Here is a 20,882-nt window from a genome sequence, read left to right on the forward strand (position 1 = left end):
GTTATACGATGAAGGAGACGGAAAAGTATGGAAAGGTTGGAAGTTAACAGATTTTATGAAATGGAATAAAGGCTAGGATGTGCGTAACTTATTTCAGCGTCAACGTCATGGTGGAGCGGTTGTACGCCCCGAAACAACCTAAACCGCCCGCAATGTTGGTCGGAATCGGGACCGGTTCGGCAAACGGATTGGTGCTGGTTTGCTGCTGTCGTTCCAGCGCTTCGTGGTAGCGGTAATAGTCCGGACTCAGGTGCAGCAAATCCGCCGTCAGAATGAACGGTTTGCTAAAAACGCCGGGGAAAAACCGCTGATTGATCGGAATGGAAACACCCAGGTATCCTTTTTCGGAAACCATCGGTTGGGCGCTACTTTCCGGATCGGTGTAAAACCGGTTGGTGACAAACTGAACGGCCTGGCGGACTGTCTTTGGCGGAGTGCAGCCAGGGCAGCGGTACGTGAAGATCCCTTCCGCAGCGTAATAATCGGTTTGATGGGCGGCATCGGACCAGAAAAACCGCGCAAACAGACGTTTTCGCTGCACTTCATTTTCCAGAACCACTTCCGAGTCGAGCCGAATCTGCTGCAACTGAACCGAAACCGGGACGGTTGTCGTGGCTTCCACGCGCTGCCCATCCGGCGTTTGCACGGTTAGTTGATACGTCTCTCCGGCCCGAATGGGAAACTGGTTCGGATCGGCCCGGTAGTAGCGGAGTTTGGAATGATACGCGAGAACCACGCTGCGCGAACCGGTTTGCAGGGTGACCGTGGCGGTGGAAATCTCCAGATTGGTGACGGTTTCGTTATCGAGAATGGGGCGCGAACGGGCCACTTTAGCGGCCAAAACCGTATCCTGTGGCGAAATAAAACAGGCGACAATCAGCTTGACCGGTTGATCCGCCAGCTGCTGTGGTTCGACTTCCTGACGCAGATTCTGGCAGGAAATCAGAAAAACCGTCCATAAAAACCATCCCAATCTTTTCATCTCCTTAGAACGAAATCGTATAGCTGAACGAAGGAACCACCGGAAACAGCGAATATTTGTATAGGACACTTTTGGAGTGTTTGCCAACGCCCTGATCTTTCCCTTCCAGCGAATAATAAAAGAGATTTCGGCGGTTGTAAACGTTGTAAACGCCAACTTCCCAGGTCCGCGCAAACCGCTTTCGCTGCTTTTGAAACCGAAAGCCGACATCCAGCCGGTGATAGGCTTCGGTCCGGAAACTATTCCGCCCACCGTATTCTTTGACATTGGGCGCGGTACCAAACAGTTGTTGCGCGGCATTGCCGGAATTTACGGCGGAAGTCGGGCGGTTTTCGTAACCGGAAAACCGGGAGATCGGCAGCGTGAGGGCCTGCCCGGTGCCATACACCCAGGTCCAGGAAAACGTAACGCCCGGTTTTAGCTCGTACATTCCAACAATCGACGCGTCGTGCCGCCGGTCGTAGCGCGGGTGGAATTTCAATCCACCGTTCAGGCCCGGAAACTGCGACCAGGCCCAGGAAAGGGTGTAGCCCAGCCAGCCCGAAAGCCGACCGGTTTTTTTCTGGATCAGAAATTCTCCGCCGTACGACCAGCCGCGCCCGGACGTAATGTTGTTTTCCCAGGGTTTGTCGTCGGCCGGTTGCACGGATGCTTCCTGCAAAAAACTGGCGCCTTCGACGTAACTGAGGCTGTTACTAAGGATTTTATAGTACCCTTCCAGCGTAACGGCCAGATTTCGGCCGGGGCGATCGGCCTGAATAAAGTCTTTGGCCAGCCCAACGGCAACCTGCCGGGCCTGCTGCGGGCGAAGCCGGTTGGTGGTCGGAATCCAGAGGTCGGCGGGCAAACCGGTGCCGTTGTTCGACAGCAGATGTGTAAACTGATTCATCAGCGCATACGACGCCTTGACCGAAAAAGACGGTTTTACCTGGTAGGCCACCGATAGCCGGGGCTCGGGGCGCAGATACTGAATGGGTCGCCCGGCGCGGGACGATGTGCCTTCCGGCTGGCCGATCGGTTTTCCGGTTTGGGGTAACAAACCGGTTTGAATCAGTAGAAAATGGCTGAGCCGAAAACCGGCGTTTACGTTCCAGCGGGCGGCTGGTCGCCAGGTATCTTCGGCGTATAAACCGGATTCCAGGGCGTCGATGAACAGGCGGGGGGCCGTGGGATCGACATCGCCCGTGGTCACAACGGCACCGGGTGTAAACCGGTGTTGCGTTGCCTGAAAGCCGAAGCGGAATTGGTGATGGGCCGGGAAATAATCGACCGCGTATTTCAGCGAAAGATCCCGAATGCCGGACCGGTAGCGCAACGCATACCGCAGGCTGCTTGTGTCGCGGAGGCCGACGCCTTCGTTGGCGACATTCAGGTGGTACTGGTTGTAAATGAACGATAGATTGGTAAACGCCCGTTCGGTAATCAGGTGGTTCCAGCGAAAGGTAGCGGTTGCGTTGCGCCAATTCAAATTGCCCTGCAATGGGCTGCTCCCCGACTTCTGGCGATTGACAAACGCATCCCGACTCGCAAAACCGCTCAGGAAAAACCGGTCTTTTCGGCCCAGCGGAATAGCCAGCCGGGCATTCAGATCGTAAAAATAGGTGTTGCTCTGGGTGGATTCCGGCGTTGAAGCGGCAAACGGGCGGGTGACGAGATCGATATACGTTCGGCGTCCCGCAATCAGAAAAGAGGCCGGATGGTTCGAAGTGCGTTTTTTACCGAGCGGCCCTTCCAGCATCAGTCGCGACGAAACCAGTCCGAGACTGGCTTCTCCGGTCCGTTTTTCCGAATTTCCTTCTTTCGTATTGACCTCGATCACCGACGAAAGCCGTCCGCCAAACCGCGCCGGAAAACCGCCCTTGGTCAATTCGACATTCCGGACGACACCGCCATTGAAGGCCGAAAAAAAGCCCAGCAAATGCCCGGAATTGTAGATAACGGCTTCATCGAGCAAAATCAGATTCTGATCGGGGCCACCCCCGCGCACGTAAATGCCGGTGTTTCCCTCCGAACCTTTCTGAACACCCGGCAACAGTTGCAAAACCCGCAAAACGTCTTTTTCGCCCAATAAAGCCGGTATTTTTTCAAGTTGACTGGCCGAAATCTGATGCTGACTCATCTGCGGAACCTCACTGACCGATCGATCGGCCGAAGCGGAACGGACGGTTAATTCGCGCAGGAGTTGACCAACGGATAAAAAGACCCGGAGGTGCTGCGGGGTGCGGAAAGAAACGGTTTGCCGGAACGGCTGGTAGCCTACGAACGAAAAAACCAGCGTCAGACTGTCCTGAGCGGGCAGGGTTAACGTGAAAAAACCGCTCGGGTCGGTGACGGTTCCGTAGCTTCGATCGGGCGTATAGACGTTCACGCCACCGAGGGCTTTGCCGGGGCCTTCTTCATAAACGAAACCGCTGACGGTATGGCGGATCTGCCCCGGACTGCTGAAGCCGCAAAACAGAAGGCACAGCACCGCAAACAGCCGTTTCATTCGCTAAAAGAGAGATGGTAAATGAGTTACCCAAGATACGATTAATCAGCATTTATTCACTCGTTCTGCCAGTTCCGTTTGCGAAATAAGCCGTTGATGTCCGGGCGGTTTTCAGGAGCGGAGGTCCGGTTTGGTCGCCATGGTTTTTCTACCTTGTACAGATAAGCAGACGAGTCTGCTTCTGAGCCCGGCACAGGTTCGCGTTGAATTCGTACTTTATAACGGATTTTACCGCAAAGCCGCCGAACAGAAAACAGATCGCCATCGAACTTACGTCTGTTCATTCGCCGACGTGCCGTGCATTATTACCCTTTCACCTCCTGTATGTGAACAGAGGCCCCGTCGGCCATTTCCTCGCTGGCGGTTTTCAAAATCACTTCCCCCGGTTTCAGGTCGCCAAACACCTGCGTCTGCCCGGCGGCATCGTCGCCCTTCTGAACGGTGGTTCGCACGGCTTTTCCGTTGACCACTTTTATGACAAATGTGCGATCCATTGTGCTGATCACGGCCGACTTGGGCACGTACATGCTCCCTTCGCCCGAAGAACTGACCGGCAGCCGGGCCGAGGCAAACATCCCCGGTTTGAGCTTGCCGCCCTTGTTCTGGAAATCAATTTCCACCAACTCGGAACGGGTTTCGGGCCGTACGCTGTTGGCAACGCGGCTGATGCGCCCGGTAAAGGTTTGATTGGGAAAACTCCGCACGGCGAATTGCACCGGATTTCCGCGCCGGATATCGCCCAGGTACGCTTCCGGAACCGCAATGCGGAGCCGCAGCCGGTCGAGTTGCTTGATTTTCAGGATGGGAACGCCGTTTTGTCCGCCCGGCCCCACAAACGCGCCGGGTGACAGCCGCCGGTCGGTAATAACGCCCGAAAACGGAGCGGTTATTTTCAGGTAGCTCACCAGTTGCTGCACCGAGCTGTAGTGAGCGTTGGCCGCAACCACCGCCAGACTGTCCGAAACCGCTTTGGTCCGGGCGGCATCCAGATCCACCGGCGAAATGGCGCCGAGGGTTTTGCTCGTCCGCAACACCCGCTGGTAGGTGCCTTTGCTGGCGCCGTAAACGGCTTCGGCGGCTTTGACTTTCGAATACGCTTCGGTGAGGTTGGCCGTCAGTTCCGGCGCTTCCAGTTCGGCCAGCACCTGTCCCTGACTGACCCGATCGCCAATGTCGGCGTGGAGCGCTTTGACGTAACTGCTGACGCGCGGATAGAGGTCGGTTTCGTAATAACTTTCCAGTTCGCCCGGCAGGTTGAGCTCCCGCGTGGGTTGGGACGCCGTGAGTCGGACGGCTTCGTAGCGAATTTCTTCATCGAGCGGAACCTCCGCCATTCGGTTGTTTTCCGCCGATGAATCGCCACAACTGTTCAAAAATAAACCGGAGCCCGCTAACAGCAGCAGGCTTACATAAGGTCGGATATGCGCAGGAAATAACATGGTTTTGATCGTTTCAAGGCGTTAAACAGTTTCAAGAACGGCAGTTTCGGAGCGGTTTCCATCGAAAACCGTGCTGTCCGGATCGTCGGGATCGAGCGAGGGCGAATCGAAGTGGGTGCGACGCTGCACACTCGCAAAAACCACCGGCAGAATCAGCAGGGCGGCAATCGTGGAAAACAGCAGACCGCCGATGACGGCCCGGCCCAGCGGGGCGGTTTGCTCCCCGGATTCGCCGAGGCCGCTGGCCATCGGAATCATCCCGGCAATCATGGCAAGCGCCGTCATCAGAATGGGCCGTAAGCGGGCCGCCCCGGCCACCCGCGCTGCTGCTTTGGCGTCGCGGTACCGGATTCGCAGCGATTCGGCGTTGGTCACCAGCAGCAGGGCGTTGGCCACCGAAACCCCGACCGACATAATGATTCCCATGTACGATTGCAGATTCAACGTCTGTCCGGTTGTCAGCAAAAGCGTCAGGGAACCCGCCAGCACCGCGGGTACGCTTACCAACACAACGGCCGCGACTTTAAACGACTGGTAATTAGCCGCCAGCAGCAGAAAGATTACGACGATGGCCAGTCCCAAACCGAATTGCAGGCTACTTAGCGTTTCCTGAAGCAGTTGGGCCAGTCCGCGCAGTTCGACCACCGAACCCTTCGGCGGTTCGCCAGCCGCCTTGATTGCCGCCTGCACATCCCGCGTGGCCGTGCCCAAATCCGTGTTGTTGACATTGGCCGAAACGGTAATGATGCGCCGGGGACCAATCCGGTCGTATTGCCCCGGCACGTTGGTGGGCCGGATGGTGGCAACGTCGCCCAGCGTGGGGCGGAGCTGGCCTTTCACGAGCGGAATGCTCTGAATATCCGCCACCGACTTCATATGTTCCTGTTCCAGCTCAATCTGAACCTGGTAGGCAAACCCTTTTGACTGATCGAGCCAGAGGTTTTTGGCCGTAAACCGGCTCGACGAAGTGGCGGCCACCAGCGATTTCGCAATTTCGTCGGTACTCAGGCCCAGTTGTGCGGCCCGCTCCCGATCCACCTGAATCTGAACCGTCGGGTAACTCAGGGGCTGGTTGATGCGCCGATCCCGCAGGTACGGTATTTCCCGCAGCCGCGCCAGCAGCCGGTTGGCGTAGTGTTGCCCTTCCTTCAGGTCTTTACCGCCCACCAGAATTTCGATCGGCGTCTGCGCACCCTGGCTCATGATCTTGTCGGTCAGGTCGATGGGTTCGAACGAAAGCCGGACGTTGGGTAGCTTCTGCCGGACGCGCCGACGGATTTGCTCCTTCAGGGCGTCGAGCGACCGAACCTCGTATGCGTCGGAAAGGTTCACCTGCAAAACCGCTTCGTGCGGTCCCGAATTGAATACGTACAGGGCGCTGGTTCCGTAGCTGGAGGGCGTCATGCCCACAAAGGCCGACGAAATGGCGATATTCTTGTTGCCGACAATGTCGCCAATTTGTTGAATCACCTGTTTGGTCAGCTCTTCCGTTCGTTCGATGCGCAACCCCTGTGGCCCCACAATCCGGACCTGAAACTGGCGGGCGTGGTTCTGCCGGGGCATCATATCCTGCCCGATCTGCGTAAAACCGACACCAATCAAAACCGCACACAGCAGGCCGTATACCGTTATCACCAGCACCCGCCGACCCATCAGGCCGTCCAGCAACCGGAGGTAGCCGAGCTTGAATCGCTCAAAACCGCTTACTTTGGTGGGATGGCGGTTTTCGTACCGTTCCTGCTGCGTTTCCTGCCCGTTTGTTAAATCGGGTAAAATGCTCAGGTCGTGCGGGGCGGCATGGACGTGGTTTTTCAGCCACCAGTTCGAGACAACCGGCACGAAGGTTTGCGACAGGATGTACGACACGATGATGGTAAAACCGACCGACAGCGACAGGGGCAGAAACATGCCCCGGGGCACGCCATTCATCAGGAATGCAGGCGCAAAAACCGCCAGAATACACAAGGTGATCAGGAGCAGCGGAAACGCCACTTCCTGGCAGGCATCCAGAATGGCCCGGGCTTTGGGTTTGCCCATTTCCAGGTGCTGGTGAATGTTTTCGATCACGACGGTGGCCTGATCGACCAGAATCCCGATGGCCAGCGCCAGCCCCGACAGCGTCATGATGTTGATCGTCTGGCCGGTGAGATTCAGCAGCAGAATGGCCGCCAGGATGGAAACCGGGATGGTGAGAATCACGATCAGCGAACTCCGCCAGTCGCCCAGAAACAATAGCACCATCAAACCGGTCAAAACCGCCCCTAAACCGCCCTCAACGGCCAGGCTGTGCACGGCCTGCGTCACGTACCTGGACTGGTCAAACTCGTACGTAAGCTGCACATCGTCCGGTAGCAGCGCTTTCATTTCGGAGAGTCGGGCCTTTAGGGCGTTCACGACGCTCATCGTCGACGCGTCGGCGGTTTTGGTCACCGGAATATACACCGACCGCTTGCCGTTGACCAGCGCGTACCCCACCGGCACGTCGGTGGCATCTTCCACCGTGGCCACATCGCGCAGAAAAACCGTCGGGCCGACGCCCTTGCGGAGCGGCACGTTCATGAACTCATCGACTTTGTCGAGGACGGTATTGCTGGGAGTCATCACCGTGTAATCGCCAATCCGGACACTTCCGGCGGGCGAAATCTGGTTGTTTTTCACCACTGCCTGAACGATTTCGTCGGGTGTCAGTTCGTAACTCCGCATGCGTTCGGGGGATACGCGCACCACCACGGTTCGTTCGTTTCCGCCGAAGGGCGGGGGAGCCGACGCGCCCGGAATCTGGGAGAATAAGGGACGGATGCGGGTCGAAGCCAGGTCCTGCATTTCGCCCAGCGACGCCCGGCGGCTGCTGAACACCAACTGTCCGACCGGCAAACTCGACGCATCGAAGCGTACCACCGTCGGCGGCACGGTGCCCGGCGGCAGGTAATTCATGACCCGACTGACCTGATTGGCCACCTCACCGGAAACCTGCGCCATGTTCACGTCTTCGTAAAACGTGCACTTGACCAGACAAAGCCCCTGAATATTCTTGACCTCCACGGCCTTGATCCCCGAAACATAGAGTAACTGGTTCTGGTAGCGGGTAGCAATAAATCCTTCCATTTGGGCGGGTGTCATCCCGCCGTAAGGCTGGGCAATGTAAATGGTCGGCAGATTCAGGGCGGGAAAAATATCGACCGGTATTTTCAGTAAAGCCAGGATCGCAAAGACCACGACGCCCACGATCGCGACGATGACTGTAATGGGTTTGGCTAAGGCAGTTTTCAGCATAGCGATGAGGTTAGCGGGGCAGTTGTTGTAAAAAAGAATCCAGATCACCGGCGGTGGCCGCCCGCAGCAGCAGCGCCCGCCAGACGCTGTTGGTGGTCAGGGCCTGATCCACTTCGGCGCGGTTGAGCAGTGCGGTGGCCTGGGTCAGCGTCAGAATGTTGTCCAGACCGGATTCGTAGCGAGCCTGCGCCTGTCCGTAAGCCTGCCGGGCGGCATCCAGTTGCAGGGGAGCCTGCTGGGCGCGGAGCCCGGCCAGTTCCAGTTGCAGTCTTGCATTCTGATCGGCGGTTTTGAGCGCCAGCGCTTGCTGGTTGTAATTCTGCTGGAAGGCGTTAATCCGTTCGCGTTGCGCGTTCAGGGCGTATCTGGTGCGGAACAAATCGGTGGGTCGCCAGATGGCCGTGACGCCCACGATGTAATTAAAAGACCGCAATGGCAAACCGGCGCCCAGCGAAGGATCAATCCGGAACGTTCCGTCGGCTTCGGGACTCTTGCCGATGCCCGATCCCCGGCCCTGCAACGAACCAAGGAGCGAAACCGACGGTAAGGCAGTGGTTTTCAGCCAGTTGACGTTGGCCTGACTGAGTTCCAGTCCTTTCTGGAAAACCCGGAGCTGGGGGTGAAGGCTGCTGGAAGCGGCCGGGGCCGACAGCAGCGGCAATCGGTCGTAGAAAACCACGGAATCCAGCTCGACGGCCGGGTTGGGCTGCCCCACCAGTTCGGTTAACCGCAGCACCTGTTGCTGGGCAATCTGCTGACTTTCCAGTACCTGCAAGCGGGCGCGGGCGACTTCCGTATTGGACACGGCGCTGTCGATCCCGGGTCGTAAACCGCCTTCGGTGCTGGCCCGAATGATCGTTTGCAGCGCCTGCGCCCGCTCCAGATTGACGGTTTGCAGCGCCACGGCTTTCCGGGCATTCAGCGCCAGCAGGTAAGCATCGCAAACCCGCACCTGATGCGTAAATAATTCGCCTTCGTAATCGGCCTGCGCCTGTTCGATGGTTAGTTGGGCCTGCTGCCGCCGGGCCTGTCGACGTCCAAACGTAACGGCTTCCCAGTCAACGACCATCGACGTGCCGCTGCTCCAGGCGGCTTTGCCATTGAAATCATCCGTTCGGACGCCGGAAATGGGCAGGAGTAACCCACCGTTGGAAATGTAAGCCCCCCGCACCTGATTTGAAGTGGCATTGAGCAACTGAGCCTGCACCCCGGCCTGTGGCAGAAACGATTGCAGCAAACCCTGTTGATCGGCTTCGGCGGCCCGGATGGTCGCCAGTTTGCTGCGCAGACTCGGATAATTGGTCCGCGCTAGTTCCAGTGCCTGGATTAAGGTAAGTCGGTCGGGCGTTGGCGGCTGCGCCCAGCCCAGGCTCGCCCAGCAACTGATCCAGACTGGTAAAAGCCAGCGGTATTTTTTTATCTTGGTAAGCATGCCATTCCGGATTAGGGATATTGACAAACCTACCTGATCGAGATTAGAACGAAATTAGAGCCAAATTAGATGACATTAGAACCCGGACCGATTGGCAGCGGCAGAATGATCTCGGCAATGGTGCCACCGCCGGGGCGGTCGAGCAACCGCAACGTACCGTGATGGAGCACAATGATGCGCTGGGCCAGCGTCAGTCCGATGCCAAACCCTTCGATGGAAGCCACGTTTGTCCCCCGAACCAGCGGCAGAAAAATCTGATCTTCCTCGCCCGATTTAAGTCCAATGCCCTGATCCTCAATTCGGATGCGAACCCGTTCTTCGGTGTCCATATCGACCGAGAGCGAAACCGGTTTTCCGGCCGAATACTTGACGGCATTGTCCAGCAGGTTCAACAGCGCGGTATGGAGCAGGTAGGCATTTCCGCTCAGGGTAATGGGGTTGGGTTGTTGCAGAATACCGTCGCTGACCTGAACCAGCAGGGTTTGCCCCGCCCGTTGCTGACCGAGCGTATCGGCGGCATCGAGCACGATTTCCAGCAGTTCGAGCGGTTGACGGTCGATCCGGGCATCCACGTCGTCGATCCGGGCCAGCTGGAGCAAACCGTTCGACAGGGCGGTGAGTTTGTCGAGTTCACTGACGGCCTGCACCATCCCGCGCTTCAGGCTGTCGGTATCCGAATCGTAGGTCAGGGAGGTTTCCAGCCAGCCTTTAATGGTTGTCAGTGGCGTTCGCAGCTCGTGCGATGCCTGCGCAATGAACGACCGCTGATTTTCGACCAGCCGTTCCTGCCGTGTGAGTAAGTCGTTGAAAGCCTGCGCCATCACGCCGACTTCGTCCTTCGGATTGTCGGGCCGTAAGCGAAAATTCGGCCGTCCGGCTTCCGGAGCATTGATCTGGTTGATGAGGTGAACCAGCGGTTTGAGCGCCTGCCGGGAAAACACGTATCCGGCCAGCAAAACCAGGACGATGGCAGCTGCATTGCCGAGAATGAACAAATCCCGCAGTTCTTGCTGCCGCTGGTACCCATCCTGATCGTACGCCGTTACGATGGCCACAAACTCACGCCCGTCGGGGGAAGGTGCCTGGCCCGGATAGGTGAGGGCGACGCCGTCTTTGGGATGCAGGTGGCCGGGACTTTCGTAACTAAACCGGACCAGCCGCTGGCGTCGAACCCGCTCCCGAAAAGCCCGGTCGGGCCGAAAATCATTGGTGCGCTGGCTGGCGTAAATCAGGCTGTCGGCCGGCGAATACACCCATTCGACCTGTTCGGGCATGGACGTAATCACATTCCCGGCCACGGTTCCCTGCAACGTCAGGAGCTGTTCGGTCACCCGGGCCTTGCGCTCAAGCCGGTCTTCGATGGCCCGCTGGCGAAAACCGGTGTAGGTGCTGTAGACATACACCGAAAACAGCAACAGGATAAACGCGACCAGCGACGCAAACCAGAGAATGATTTTGTGCTTGATCTGCATGATTACGTCCGTAAAACGTAGCCCATTCCCACCACGGTATGCAGCAGTTTGGGTTCGAAATTCCTGTCAATTTTCTTGCGCAGGTAATTGATGTAAACGTCGATGACGTTGGTGTTGGTGTCAAAATGCAGGTCCCAAACCCGTTCGGCGATGTCTACCCGGCTGACAATCCGTCCCTGATTGACCAGCAGGTATTCCAGCAGGGCATATTCCCGGGCGGTTAATTCAATGGGTTGTCCGGCGCGGGTGACCCGACGGGCTTCGGTGTCCAGCTCCAGATTGGCCAGCCGGAGAACGGTTTTCTGCCCGGAAAAGGCACTGTTTCGTCGGCCCAGCGCCTTTACCCGCAGAATCAGTTCGCGGAATTCAAACGGTTTAACGAGGTAATCATCCGCACCAGCCCCAAAACCGCTTTCCTTGTCGGGCAAACTGTCGAGCGCCGTCAGCATCAAAACCGCTTGCCGGGGCGATTGCTGTTTGATGTGGGCGCACAGATCGAAACCGTTGATTTTGGGTAGATTGACGTCCAGAACAATGACATCATACAGGTTCTGATCGGCCAGTCGCTGACCAATCTGGCCGTCGTAGGCCACGTCGATTTCATAGCCTTCACTCTCCACGCCCTTGCGAATGAACGAAGCGACACTGACCTCATCTTCTACCAGCAATAGTTTCATACGCCAAAGATGCGTTTTTTTGCAACCACGGACTAGTTTATCTCCCAAAAGCCTATTGTGGGAACAACTGCCTCATCAACGGGTTGCAGTACGAGTACTGCGTTACTGACTCCAAAAAACTGTAAACAGTAAAGTGCCGCTGGTTTCGCCTTTTTCGGGCAGTGAGTATACCTGAAATGACCCTTTTACGACTATGCGCCTAGTATCCTATTTCATCAGTTTGTTACTGTTTACCGGTTTACGCCCGGGCTGTTCTCAGCCCAAGGCGGAGGAATGGATTCAGCTGTTCAATGGCAAAGACCTGAAAGACTGGTCGGTCAAGATTTCGAAACACCCGCTCGACGATAATTTCGGCAATACGTTCCGGGTGGAAGACGGGAAGATGGTCGTCCGCTACGACCAGTATAAGAACTTTGACGAACAGTTCGGCCACATTTTCTACAAAAAACCGTTTTCGTCGTATCTGCTGGCGGTCGAATACCGGTTTGTGGGCGACCAGGTAGCGGGTGGGCCGGGCTGGGCCATCCGCAACAGCGGAGCGATGCTGCATTGCCAGGACCCGAAAACGATGGGTGTTGAGCAGGACTTTCCGATTTCCATCGAAGCGCAATTGCTGGGGGGCGATGGGGAGCACGAACGGCACACGGCCAACCTTTGCACGCCCGGCACGAATGTGGTGATGGATGGGAAGCTGTTCACGCCCCACTGCATCGACTCTAAATCCAAAACCTACCACGGCGACCGGTGGGTTCGCGCCGAATTTCTGGTGTTGGGCGACTCGCTGGTGAAACACATTGTGGAAGGCGACACGGTTCTGACCTACGAAAAACCGCAGATCGGGGGCGGCAACGTCATTCATTACGACGCGGCCGTGAAAAAAAACGGGCAATTGCTCCGCCAGGGGTTTATCGCGCTGCAAAGCGAAAGCCATCCGGTCGAGTTCCGCAAAGTGGAGCTGTTCGATCTGTCGCCTTATCTGAATGACCCGAAGCGGTTGCAGACGGTTCTGCGGCAGTTGCAAACCCGGAAATAGTTGATAGGAACGCGGATGCGACGGATACAACGGATCAAAACAGATTTTATCCGTGAAAATCCGTTCAATCCTTCACATCCGCGTTCCTATCTACCTCACAAGCACTACCCTTGTCGAACGGTTATAGCCCGCAAAACAGCCCAAACCGCCCGAAATATTCGTCGGCATCAAGACCGGTTCGGCAAACGGATTGTTTGCCGACTGCCGTTGCTGCTGGCGGGCCCGGTGGTAGTTGAAATAATTTTCGTCGGTCTGCAGAACGGAAACCCGGATCGTCAGCGGCTTGGCATAGGGATAATCGCCGGAATACGTCATCTGGGTTTGCGCATCGTAAAAGGAATAATTGAAAAAAGACGGCACCTCGCCACGCGCCGAAAGCAGCAACTGCCCGTCCTGATTCTGATCGGAGATAAACTGATCCTGCCGCCCAAAACCGATGATGCCCCGCAGCAATACCTTTGGCGTCGTGGAATCGATGTGCGCAGTGGGCGTGCGCGGAATCCGGTTGATGCACTCGGCGTACCCCGCAATCCGGTAATAATTGGTCACACCCGCCGGGTCCTGCCACACTGCCCGAACCGTATACGCCCAGCCGGAGTCGATGTAGGGACCGGAAAAGAGCCGGTTGGAATCCAGTTTGATCTCCGCAACCGGGACAGATTGGGGAATCGTACAGGAACTGCTCACGGTTTCGTAACCCGCCACACTGACCTGAATCGTGTAGGTTTTCCCGGCCTGAATCGGGAACTGGCGGGCGTCGGCGGTATACACCCGCTGGTCGGAATGGTAGGCCAGCGTAACGGTTTTTCCTTCGCTCGCCAGCGTAACCGTCGCACCCCGAACCGTATTGACCGAATCCGTCGCAACATCACCCAAAACCGTTTGCGAACTCGAAACCGAAACAGCCAAAACCGTATCCTGGGGGGATAAATAACCGTTAACTACCAGTTTGCTCTGAATTTGCGGCAGGTTGGACGGGTCAATTTCCGTCACCAGATTCTGACAGGCCATCATGACCAGTAGCACCAGCGCCAACAGTGATGAAAAACAAAATCGCATACCGTTAAAATTTAAAACCGTACGTGACCGATGGAACAATGGGAAAAACCGAATACCGCTGGAAAACCGTCTTCGTCGGCTGCTTGGTTTGTTCGTTCGTCAAGGTCGTTAATTGGTAAAAAAACGGATTCCGGCGGTTGTAGAGGTTGTAAACGCTGACCTCCCAGGTGCGCTCGTGGTGCCGTTTTTTCTTGTGAAACTGAATGCCGATGTCCATGCGGTGGTACGCTTCGGCGCGGAAACTGTTCTTTTCGCTGTAGTCGTTCACCGCCCGCCCGTAACCAAAAAATTGATTGATAAACGAGTTGTCGTTGTTGACAATCGGGTTGGCCTGGTGCGTGGTGGCCTGGTATTTCGCCAGCGGAACCGTCAGCGCGTTTCCGGTTCCGTAGACCCAGGTTCCCGATAGCGTAATGCGCGGGCTGAGTTCGTAAATCCCGACTACCGAAATATCGTGCCGCCGGTCGTAGCGGGGGTAAAATTTCCTGCCAAAATTCAGTTCCGCAAACTGCCACTGCGTCCAGGAAAGGGTGTAACCGGTCCAGCCCGTAAACCGCCCCAGTTTTTTCTGTAGCAAGACTTCCGCGCCATACGACCAGCCTTTGCCCGCCGTCACGTTATCCTCCCACCGCACCTGATTGGCCGATTCAGGGCTGTTGATGAGCAAAAAACTGGCGCCCTCGCGGTAATTGATGATGTTATTCATGGTTTTGTAATAGCCTTCGACGGTCAGCGTGAGACCCCGCGTCGCGCCTTTGTCGGCAAAATCCTTCGCGATGCCGACGGCAATCTGCTGCGATTGCTGCGGTTTTACCTGATCGGTCGTCGGCACCCAGAGATCGGTCGGCAAACCGATGCCGGTGTTGGAAAGCAAATGCACGTACTGGTTCATCAGCGCATACGACGCCTTGACGGACAGCGACGGTTTCAGAACGTAAGCCGCCGAAACGCGTGGTTCCGGCCGGAAATAATTGACCTGTTTCTGAATAAAATGACTCAGTCGAAGCCCGGCATTGATCCGCCAGCGCGCGTTGGGCCGCCAGTTGTCTTCGGCGTATAAACCGGATTCCATCACGTCGATGGCGTCGATTTTGGTGGTGTATTGATTGATCAGCGTATTCTGTAAAACTACCGCGCTGGGCGTAAACCGGTGCGCAATGCTCTGAACGCCAAACCGCAGGGAATGCTGCGGAGACGGATAAAAATCGACGTCGTACTTCAGCGAAAAATCCCGGATGCCGGAGCTGTAACGCAGCGAGAAAAAATCGGAGGAAACCGCATCCGTTTCGTCCGACGAAATCTGGAATTTATAATTGCTGAAAATCAGCGAAAGATTGGAAAAAAGCCGTTGCGAAAACAGGTGATTCCAGCGCAGCGTCGCCGTGGTGTTGCCCCAGTCAAGGTTGATTTTGGTGCCGCTTTCTTTGTCATCGGCGTAAAACCGGTCCTGCCCGAAATAACCGCTCAGGTACAGCTTGTTTTTAGGGCCAAAATCGTAATTGGCTTTGGCGTTCAGGTCGTAAAAATAATAACCGGCCACGGTTTGCCCGTCGGTTTGCTGCTTGATGATGGGCCGGGCCACCACGTCGAGGTACGTCCGCCGGGCCGAAATCAGAAACGACGACGAACCAGCCCCCGATTTCTTTTTGGTCAACGGTCCTTCGAGCGTCAGCCGGGAGGCAATCAGGCCAATACCGCCCTCGCCATGGAGCTTTTCCTTGTTGCCTTCTTTCATGTTCATCTCAATCACCGACGACAGCCGCCCGCCGTAGCGTGCCGGAAAACCGCCTTTGATCAGCTCCACGCTTTTGAGCGCATCGCCGTTGAACACCGAGAAAAAACCGAACAGGTGATTGGCGTTGTAAACGATTGCATCGTCGACAATGATCAGATTCTGGTCGGGGCCGCCCCCACGGACGTAAATGCCGGTGCTGCCTTCGGAGCCTTTCTGTACACCCGGCATGAGTTGTAAGACTTTCAGGACATCTTTTTCGCCCAGAAAAGCCGGTATTTTCTTGATCTGCGCAACGGGGACGTCGATTTTACTCATCTGTGGACTTTCGCTCACTTTTTCGTCGGTGCGGTTTCCGGTTACCACCACTTCGGTCAGCAACTGGCCGGGTGTCAGCACAATATTGACTTCCGCATTCGTGCGAAATGGGATGGATTGCTGGACGGTTTCGTACCCAACAAAGGAAAAGGCAATCGTTACGCTGTCTTGTGCCGGAAGCGTGAGGGAATAAAAACCGTAGGTGTTGGTGACGGTTCCGGTCGAGGTGCCGGGCAGGTACACATTCACGCCAATGAGCGCTTCCTGGCTCCCTTTCTCCCGAACATATCCGCTCACCGTGGTCACGGATCGGGCAGAAAGAGACTGGGCGGAGGTACTGACCGCACTCATCAAAAACAAAAAATAAAACGGGAAGAAATACTTCATTCAGGCATTAGTAGCTGCTATACTTTGTTAGTACGATAGAAGGCATTTAAAAAGTATACACTAACTGAAGTTAACAGTTTTGCGAATGCCGGGTTACCTTGGTAACAACCTGATAAACACACGACAGCCATGTTAAAATTTGATAAACTTTCGCTCAATATTCCCGCCACTACCAAGCCGCGGGTGGTCGTCATCGGTGGCGGTTTTGGCGGACTTAATCTGGTAAAGAAGCTGAATGGCAAGGACTTCCAGATTGTGATGTTTGATAAACAGAATTACCACGGATTCTGGCCGCTGCTCTATCAGGTTGCCACCGCCGGGCTGGAACCGGACGCCATTGCGGAGCCGCTCCGCAAGATGTTCGACGAAGAATACGAGGATTTTCACTTCCGGCTGGTTCGTGTCCTCGGCGTCGATCCGGTGGCGAAAACCGTCAAGACGATGATCGGCGATCTGCATTACGATTACCTGGTCATCGCAACCGGCACGAAAGCCAACTTTTTCGGCAATGAGCAGGTACAGAAATATTCGTTTTCGCTCAAAACCATTCCCGAAGCGCTGAACCTCCGCAGCCAGTTGCTGCAATCGTTCGAGCAGGCCAGCATTACCACGGACCCCGAAAACCGGGAGAGTTTGCTGAATTTCGTGATTGTCGGGGCCGGACCAACGGGCGTCGAGATGGCGGGTTCGCTGGCCGAAATGCGAAAACACGTCCTGCCGGGCGATTATCCGGGTCTGGATTTCAGTAGAATGAAAATTTACCTCGTGGAAGGGCTGGACCGGGTTTTGCCGCCGATGTCACCCGAAGCCAGCGCGAAAACCCAGAAATACCTGGAAGAACTGGGTGTCATCATCAAACTGAAAACGCTGGTCGATACCTACGACGGCGAGGTGGTAACGCTGAAAACCGGGGAGCAAATCCGGTCGCAGACCGTCGTCTGGGCGGCCGGGGTGACGGGTGCGCTCATCGACGGTTTTCAGAAAGAAATCATTGCGCGCGGGGGGCGTTTGACGGTCAACGAATTCAATCAGGTTGATGGTTTCAGCGACATTTTTGCGATTGGCGACATTGCGATGATGAAAACCGAAAAATGGCCGAATGGTCATCCCGGCGTCGCCCAACCGGCGATTCAGCAGGGGCAGCATCTGGCGAAAAATCTCCGCAAACTGATTCGAAACGAGCCGATGACCAAATTCGATTATTTCGACAAAGGCTCACTGGCGATCATTGGCCGTGTCCGCGCCGTCGCCGATTTGCCGGGAAATCTGCACCTGGGCGGTTTTATTGCCTGGGTCGCATGGCTGTTCGTCCATATTTATTACCTGATCGGTTTCCGGAGCAAACTGGTCGTGTTGAGCAACTGGATTTACCGGCTGTTTACCTACGAGCGCGGCACCCGGCTCATCATCAGGCCTTTCGTGCGGAAAGATGAGAAAGAGGCCGAGGAGTTTGTGGTGAAAAACGGACTATGATTACGGTGATGTTGATGATGACTATGATGCTGCGATGATAATTCATGATTATTGTTGTAATTAGGGTGACTTAATGATCCATTGCGGTTTCAATCCAAACCCGTCATCGTATCGTAGATTATCATTGTTTTAATCTGCGTTGTAATCATAATTGATCATTAAAATCACCGAAATCATAGTCAACAATCACCGTAATCAGAGTCAGTAATCGCTGAAATCAGAGTTAATTATCACTGTAATCATAGTCTATGAGGTTATTATTCGTAGCCCTATTTCTGGTCAAGACGGTTTTTGTTTCGGCCCAAACGACCCTGAATCCGGACACGGTCAAGGCCGGTCAATTCGACATGGGCAAGATGTGGACGTTCGACACGCCACCCCAGGAATATTTCCAGAAAACATACGGTTTTACGCCCGACCAGAAATGGTTCGATGAGGTGCGGTTGTCGTCGCTGCGGTTTGCCGATTATTGTTCCGCATCATTTGTGTCGGCCAGCGGGCTGGTGATGACCAATCACCACTGCGCGCGGGAATCAGGGACGGGCGTGCAGCGGAAGGGCGAAAACCTGAATGCGACCGGTTTTTTTGCCAAAACCTTTGCCGAAGAGCGCAAGGTAGAGAACCTGTACGTCGATCAGTTGCTGAAAATTGAGGACATTACGACCCGTGTGCAGGCCACGATGGGCAATGGAAAAACCGAAACTGAACAACTGCAATTGCGCGAGCGGGAGTTTGCGGCCATCAAGCAGGAATTTGGGAGTCAGCCGGAATGGAAAGGGCTGGAATTGCAGACGATCACATTTTACAATGGCGGTCGTTACGCCCTCTACGGTTTTAAACGCTACAACGATGTTCGGCTGGTGTTGATGCCGGAGCTCGATCTGGGCTTTTTCGGCGGTGATCCCGACAACTTTACGTATCCGCGCTACGCGCTCGATTTTTCTTTTTTTCGGGTATATGACAACGGAAAACCGCTGAAAACCACCCACTTCTTCAAATTCAATCCCAACGGAATCAGGGAAGGCGAACCGGTTTTTGTAACCGGGAATCCGGGGAGCACCGAGCGGCTGAAAACCGTAGCCGAACTGGAATTCGACCGCGATCTGAAAATACCGTACATCCTGCAATTGCTCCGCAACCGCGCCGATGCCTTGCAGGTTTATAACGCAAAAGCCAAAAACGATAGCATCCAGAACGAAATATTCAGTTTTGAAAACAGCCTGAAAGCCTACGGCGGCCAGTTGGAAGGATTGCGCGACCCGTATCTGATTGCCCGGAAAGGCGCTTTTGAACAGCAATTCAAAGCCGATGCCCAGCGACTGGAAGGCGGGCGTGGACAGGCCAAATTGAGCACCGGTTCCGGGAAAAAGAGCGAAGCCGCCAACGGATCATCGCCCGGAACGACCGGTTCGCGGTTTGACGTCAATCTGAAATTGTGGGATAACATTGCGACCAACGTCGGTGATCTGCGAAAGTATTACAAAGACAACACGTATTTGTCGCCGAGCGAACTGGCGCGGGGCGATTTGCTGGTATTTGCGCATTTGCTGGTGACTTATGCCGAAGTCGCTCGTCAAAATCCTGGTCGGGCGGATCAAATCAAGGAATTGCTCGAAACGCCCAAACTGACCGATCGGGCGCTGGAAGAAGCCTATCTGGCGGCTCACCTGAGCGAAGCGCAGGCGGCTTTGGGCAACGACGATCCGTACGTCAAGGCGGCTTTGAACGGCAAATCGCCCAGGGAAGCGGCTGCGTATCTGATGAATAATACGAAAATGAACGATCAGGGATACATCAACGATCTGGTGACCAAAGGCCCGGCCGCCATCAGTGGCGATAATGACCCGCTGCTGGCCCTCGCCCGGATTTCGGTGCCGCGTTACCAGGAAGCATCTGCCGCGACGAAAGCCATCACCGGTCGGCAGACGGTTTTGCGGTCTAACCTGGGGCGGTTATTGTATGAAGTGTACGGAACCGGCATTCCGCCGGATGCGACGTTTTCGCTGCGGATCAACGACGGTATTGTGAAGGGTTTTCCGTACAACGGAACGATGGCGCCGTACCAGACTACCTTCGCGGGTTTATACGACCGGTATTATTCATTCAACGGCAAGTTTCCGTGGTCCTTGCCCAAACGCTGGCTGAATCCGCCCGCCGAATTGCTGCGCCAGCCGATGTGTTTTGTATCCACGAACGACATCATTGGCGGGAATTCGGGCAGTCCGCTGATCAACAAAAACCGCGAAGCCGTTGGGCTGGCTTTTGACGGCAATATGGAAAGTTTGCCGGGGAGCTTCATTTTCGTTCCCGATAAAAACCGCACGGTTTCGGTCAATACCGGAGCAATTGTGGCATCGATGCGGTATATTTATAAAGCAGAACGCCTGGTTAAAGAACTGGTTGGCAAATGAAACGCATCGTCCACAAACATCCGCTCGCCATCCGCTGGTTTCACTGGATCAATTTCCCGATTCTGGTCATCATGATCTGGAGCGGTTTGCTCATTTACTGGGCCTATCAACCCTACAAAATCCAGATCGGCGATGTGGTGCTGTTCAAATTCTTTCCGAACTGGTTTATTCAGGCGCTGAACCTGCGTAGAAGGTTGGCAGAAGGCATGTCGTGGCATTTTGTGTTCATGTGGCTGTTTACGATCAACGGAATTCTCTATTTTCTATACACGTTTCTTTCGGGCGAGTGGCGGTTTTTACTGCCCAACAAACACTCGTTCAGGGAAGCCTGGCTGGTGACGTTGCACGATCTGGGGTTGCGAAAAACCGCTCCTCCGCAGGTGAAATACAATGGAGCACAGCGGATTGCCTATACGGCCATTCTGGTGATGGGCTTTGGATCACTGCTGACCGGTCTGGCGATTTATAAACCGACCCAGTTTTCGTGGCTGACCACGCTGACGGGAGGCTACGAAACCGCCCGACTGCTGCATTTTGCGCTGACGATCGGCTACGTCCTGTTTTTCGTGATCCACATCGCGCAGGTGGTCCGAACGGGCTGGAACAATTTTCAGGCGATGGTGACCGGTTTTGAGGTTGAAAAAGAACGGCCCGAATCCTCACCACCCACGCCATCCGCTCCGGTTAATTCCTAAACTGACCTCTG

General features: G+C 55.4%; 14 protein-coding genes. 4 read left to right on the forward strand and 10 right to left on the reverse strand.

Annotated features, from left to right (window positions below; genetic code table 11):
- Window positions 1-88 precede the first annotated feature (88 nt).
- The 8 genes from EHT25_RS11645 to EHT25_RS11680 form a co-directional block, all read right to left on the reverse strand.
- Window positions 89-982, reverse strand: coding sequence for a DUF4249 domain-containing protein (locus EHT25_RS11645; protein WP_124874617.1), 894 nt, complete (start codon window positions 980-982; stop codon window positions 89-91).
- Window positions 983-986: 4 nt separating this feature from the next.
- Complete coding sequence (locus EHT25_RS11650; protein ID WP_124874619.1) at window positions 987-3,470, reverse strand: TonB-dependent receptor; 2,484 nt, start codon at window positions 3,468-3,470, stop codon at window positions 987-989.
- A gap of 56 nt (window positions 3,471-3,526) precedes the next feature.
- Window positions 3,527-3,754 (reverse strand): hypothetical protein, encoded by a 228-nt coding sequence (locus EHT25_RS32975; protein WP_124874621.1) that lies wholly within the window; start codon window positions 3,752-3,754, stop codon window positions 3,527-3,529.
- Between the two features lie 21 nt (window positions 3,755-3,775).
- On the reverse strand, window positions 3,776-4,909 hold the full coding sequence (locus EHT25_RS11660) for an efflux RND transporter periplasmic adaptor subunit (RefSeq protein ID WP_124874623.1): 1,134 nt from the start codon (window positions 4,907-4,909) through the stop codon (window positions 3,776-3,778).
- A 21-nt stretch (window positions 4,910-4,930) separates the two neighbouring features.
- Window positions 4,931-8,182 carry an efflux RND transporter permease subunit gene (locus EHT25_RS11665; RefSeq protein WP_124874625.1) on the reverse strand — a complete coding sequence of 1,084 codons (3,252 nt, stop codon included), beginning with the start codon at window positions 8,180-8,182 and terminating at the stop codon, window positions 4,931-4,933.
- Between the two features lie 10 nt (window positions 8,183-8,192).
- Complete coding sequence (locus EHT25_RS11670) at window positions 8,193-9,614, reverse strand: TolC family protein (RefSeq protein ID WP_124874627.1); 1,422 nt, start codon at window positions 9,612-9,614, stop codon at window positions 8,193-8,195.
- 65 nt (window positions 9,615-9,679) lie between these two features.
- Window positions 9,680-11,086 (reverse strand): sensor histidine kinase, encoded by a 1,407-nt coding sequence (locus EHT25_RS11675; protein WP_124874629.1) that lies wholly within the window; start codon window positions 11,084-11,086, stop codon window positions 9,680-9,682.
- Window positions 11,087-11,088: 2 nt separating this feature from the next.
- Complete coding sequence (locus EHT25_RS11680; RefSeq protein ID WP_124874631.1) at window positions 11,089-11,763, reverse strand: response regulator transcription factor; 675 nt, start codon at window positions 11,761-11,763, stop codon at window positions 11,089-11,091.
- A gap of 193 nt (window positions 11,764-11,956) precedes the next feature.
- On the opposite strand from EHT25_RS11680, the gene EHT25_RS11685 reads away from it, so the two are divergent.
- Window positions 11,957-12,796 carry a 3-keto-disaccharide hydrolase gene (locus EHT25_RS11685; RefSeq protein WP_124874633.1) on the forward strand — a complete coding sequence of 280 codons (840 nt, stop codon included), beginning with the start codon at window positions 11,957-11,959 and terminating at the stop codon, window positions 12,794-12,796.
- 90 nt (window positions 12,797-12,886) lie between these two features.
- Here the strand turns inward: EHT25_RS11685 and EHT25_RS11690 are convergent, their stop codons facing one another.
- Both EHT25_RS11690 and EHT25_RS11695 read right to left on the reverse strand, forming a co-directional pair.
- The gene (locus tag EHT25_RS11690) at window positions 12,887-13,855 is read right to left on the reverse strand and encodes a DUF4249 domain-containing protein (protein WP_124874635.1); all 969 of its coding nucleotides are present in this window, start codon (window positions 13,853-13,855) and stop codon (window positions 12,887-12,889) included.
- Window positions 13,856-13,859: 4 nt separating this feature from the next.
- Window positions 13,860-16,256 carry a TonB-dependent receptor gene (locus EHT25_RS11695; protein WP_229311558.1) on the reverse strand — a complete coding sequence of 799 codons (2,397 nt, stop codon included), beginning with the start codon at window positions 16,254-16,256 and terminating at the stop codon, window positions 13,860-13,862.
- Between the two features lie 165 nt (window positions 16,257-16,421).
- Between EHT25_RS11695 and EHT25_RS11700 the strand changes: the two genes are divergently transcribed.
- The 3 genes from EHT25_RS11700 to EHT25_RS11710 all read left to right on the forward strand — a co-directional run bounded on the left by EHT25_RS11700 (window position 16,422) and on the right by EHT25_RS11710 (window position 20,871).
- Window positions 16,422-17,765 carry an NAD(P)/FAD-dependent oxidoreductase gene (locus EHT25_RS11700; RefSeq protein ID WP_124874639.1) on the forward strand — a complete coding sequence of 448 codons (1,344 nt, stop codon included), beginning with the start codon at window positions 16,422-16,424 and terminating at the stop codon, window positions 17,763-17,765.
- A 248-nt stretch (window positions 17,766-18,013) separates the two neighbouring features.
- Window positions 18,014-20,176 carry a S46 family peptidase gene (locus EHT25_RS11705; RefSeq protein WP_124874641.1) on the forward strand — a complete coding sequence of 721 codons (2,163 nt, stop codon included), beginning with the start codon at window positions 18,014-18,016 and terminating at the stop codon, window positions 20,174-20,176.
- Window positions 20,173-20,871 (forward strand): cytochrome b/b6 domain-containing protein, encoded by a 699-nt coding sequence (locus EHT25_RS11710; protein ID WP_124874643.1) that lies wholly within the window; start codon window positions 20,173-20,175, stop codon window positions 20,869-20,871. The genes EHT25_RS11705 and EHT25_RS11710 overlap by 4 nt, the downstream gene beginning before the upstream one ends.
- Window positions 20,872-20,882: the final 11 nt, after the last annotated feature.

The organism is Larkinella rosea (genome assembly GCF_003858635.1).
In the GTDB taxonomy this organism is placed as follows: Bacteria; Bacteroidota; Bacteroidia; order Cytophagales; family Spirosomataceae; genus Larkinella; species Larkinella rosea.

What these genes read in the sequence shown, in the direction of transcription:
- EHT25_RS11645 (WP_124874617.1), bottom strand. Translation starts at nt 982, where the DNA reads ATGAAAAGATTGGGATGGTTTTTATGGACGGTTTTTCTGATTTCCTGC.
- EHT25_RS11650 (WP_124874619.1), bottom strand. Translation starts at nt 3,470, where the DNA reads ATGAAACGGCTGTTTGCGGTGCTGTGCCTTCTGTTTTGCGGCTTCAGC.
- EHT25_RS32975 (WP_124874621.1), bottom strand. Translation starts at nt 3,754, where the DNA reads ATGAACAGACGTAAGTTCGATGGCGATCTGTTTTCTGTTCGGCGGCTT.
- EHT25_RS11660 (WP_124874623.1), bottom strand. Translation starts at nt 4,909, where the DNA reads ATGTTATTTCCTGCGCATATCCGACCTTATGTAAGCCTGCTGCTGTTA.
- EHT25_RS11665 (WP_124874625.1), bottom strand. Translation starts at nt 8,182, where the DNA reads ATGCTGAAAACTGCCTTAGCCAAACCCATTACAGTCATCGTCGCGATC.
- EHT25_RS11670 (WP_124874627.1), bottom strand. Translation starts at nt 9,614, where the DNA reads ATGCTTACCAAGATAAAAAAATACCGCTGGCTTTTACCAGTCTGGATC.
- EHT25_RS11675 (WP_124874629.1), bottom strand. Translation starts at nt 11,086, where the DNA reads ATGCAGATCAAGCACAAAATCATTCTCTGGTTTGCGTCGCTGGTCGCG.
- EHT25_RS11680 (WP_124874631.1), bottom strand. Translation starts at nt 11,763, where the DNA reads ATGAAACTATTGCTGGTAGAAGATGAGGTCAGTGTCGCTTCGTTCATT.
- EHT25_RS11685 (WP_124874633.1), top strand. Translation starts at nt 11,957, where the DNA reads ATGCGCCTAGTATCCTATTTCATCAGTTTGTTACTGTTTACCGGTTTA.
- EHT25_RS11690 (WP_124874635.1), bottom strand. Translation starts at nt 13,855, where the DNA reads ATGCGATTTTGTTTTTCATCACTGTTGGCGCTGGTGCTACTGGTCATG.
- EHT25_RS11695 (WP_229311558.1), bottom strand. Translation starts at nt 16,256, where the DNA reads ATGAGTGCGGTCAGTACCTCCGCCCAGTCTCTTTCTGCCCGATCCGTG.
- EHT25_RS11700 (WP_124874639.1), top strand. Translation starts at nt 16,422, where the DNA reads ATGTTAAAATTTGATAAACTTTCGCTCAATATTCCCGCCACTACCAAG.
- EHT25_RS11705 (WP_124874641.1), top strand. Translation starts at nt 18,014, where the DNA reads ATGAGGTTATTATTCGTAGCCCTATTTCTGGTCAAGACGGTTTTTGTT.
- EHT25_RS11710 (WP_124874643.1), top strand. Translation starts at nt 20,173, where the DNA reads ATGAAACGCATCGTCCACAAACATCCGCTCGCCATCCGCTGGTTTCAC.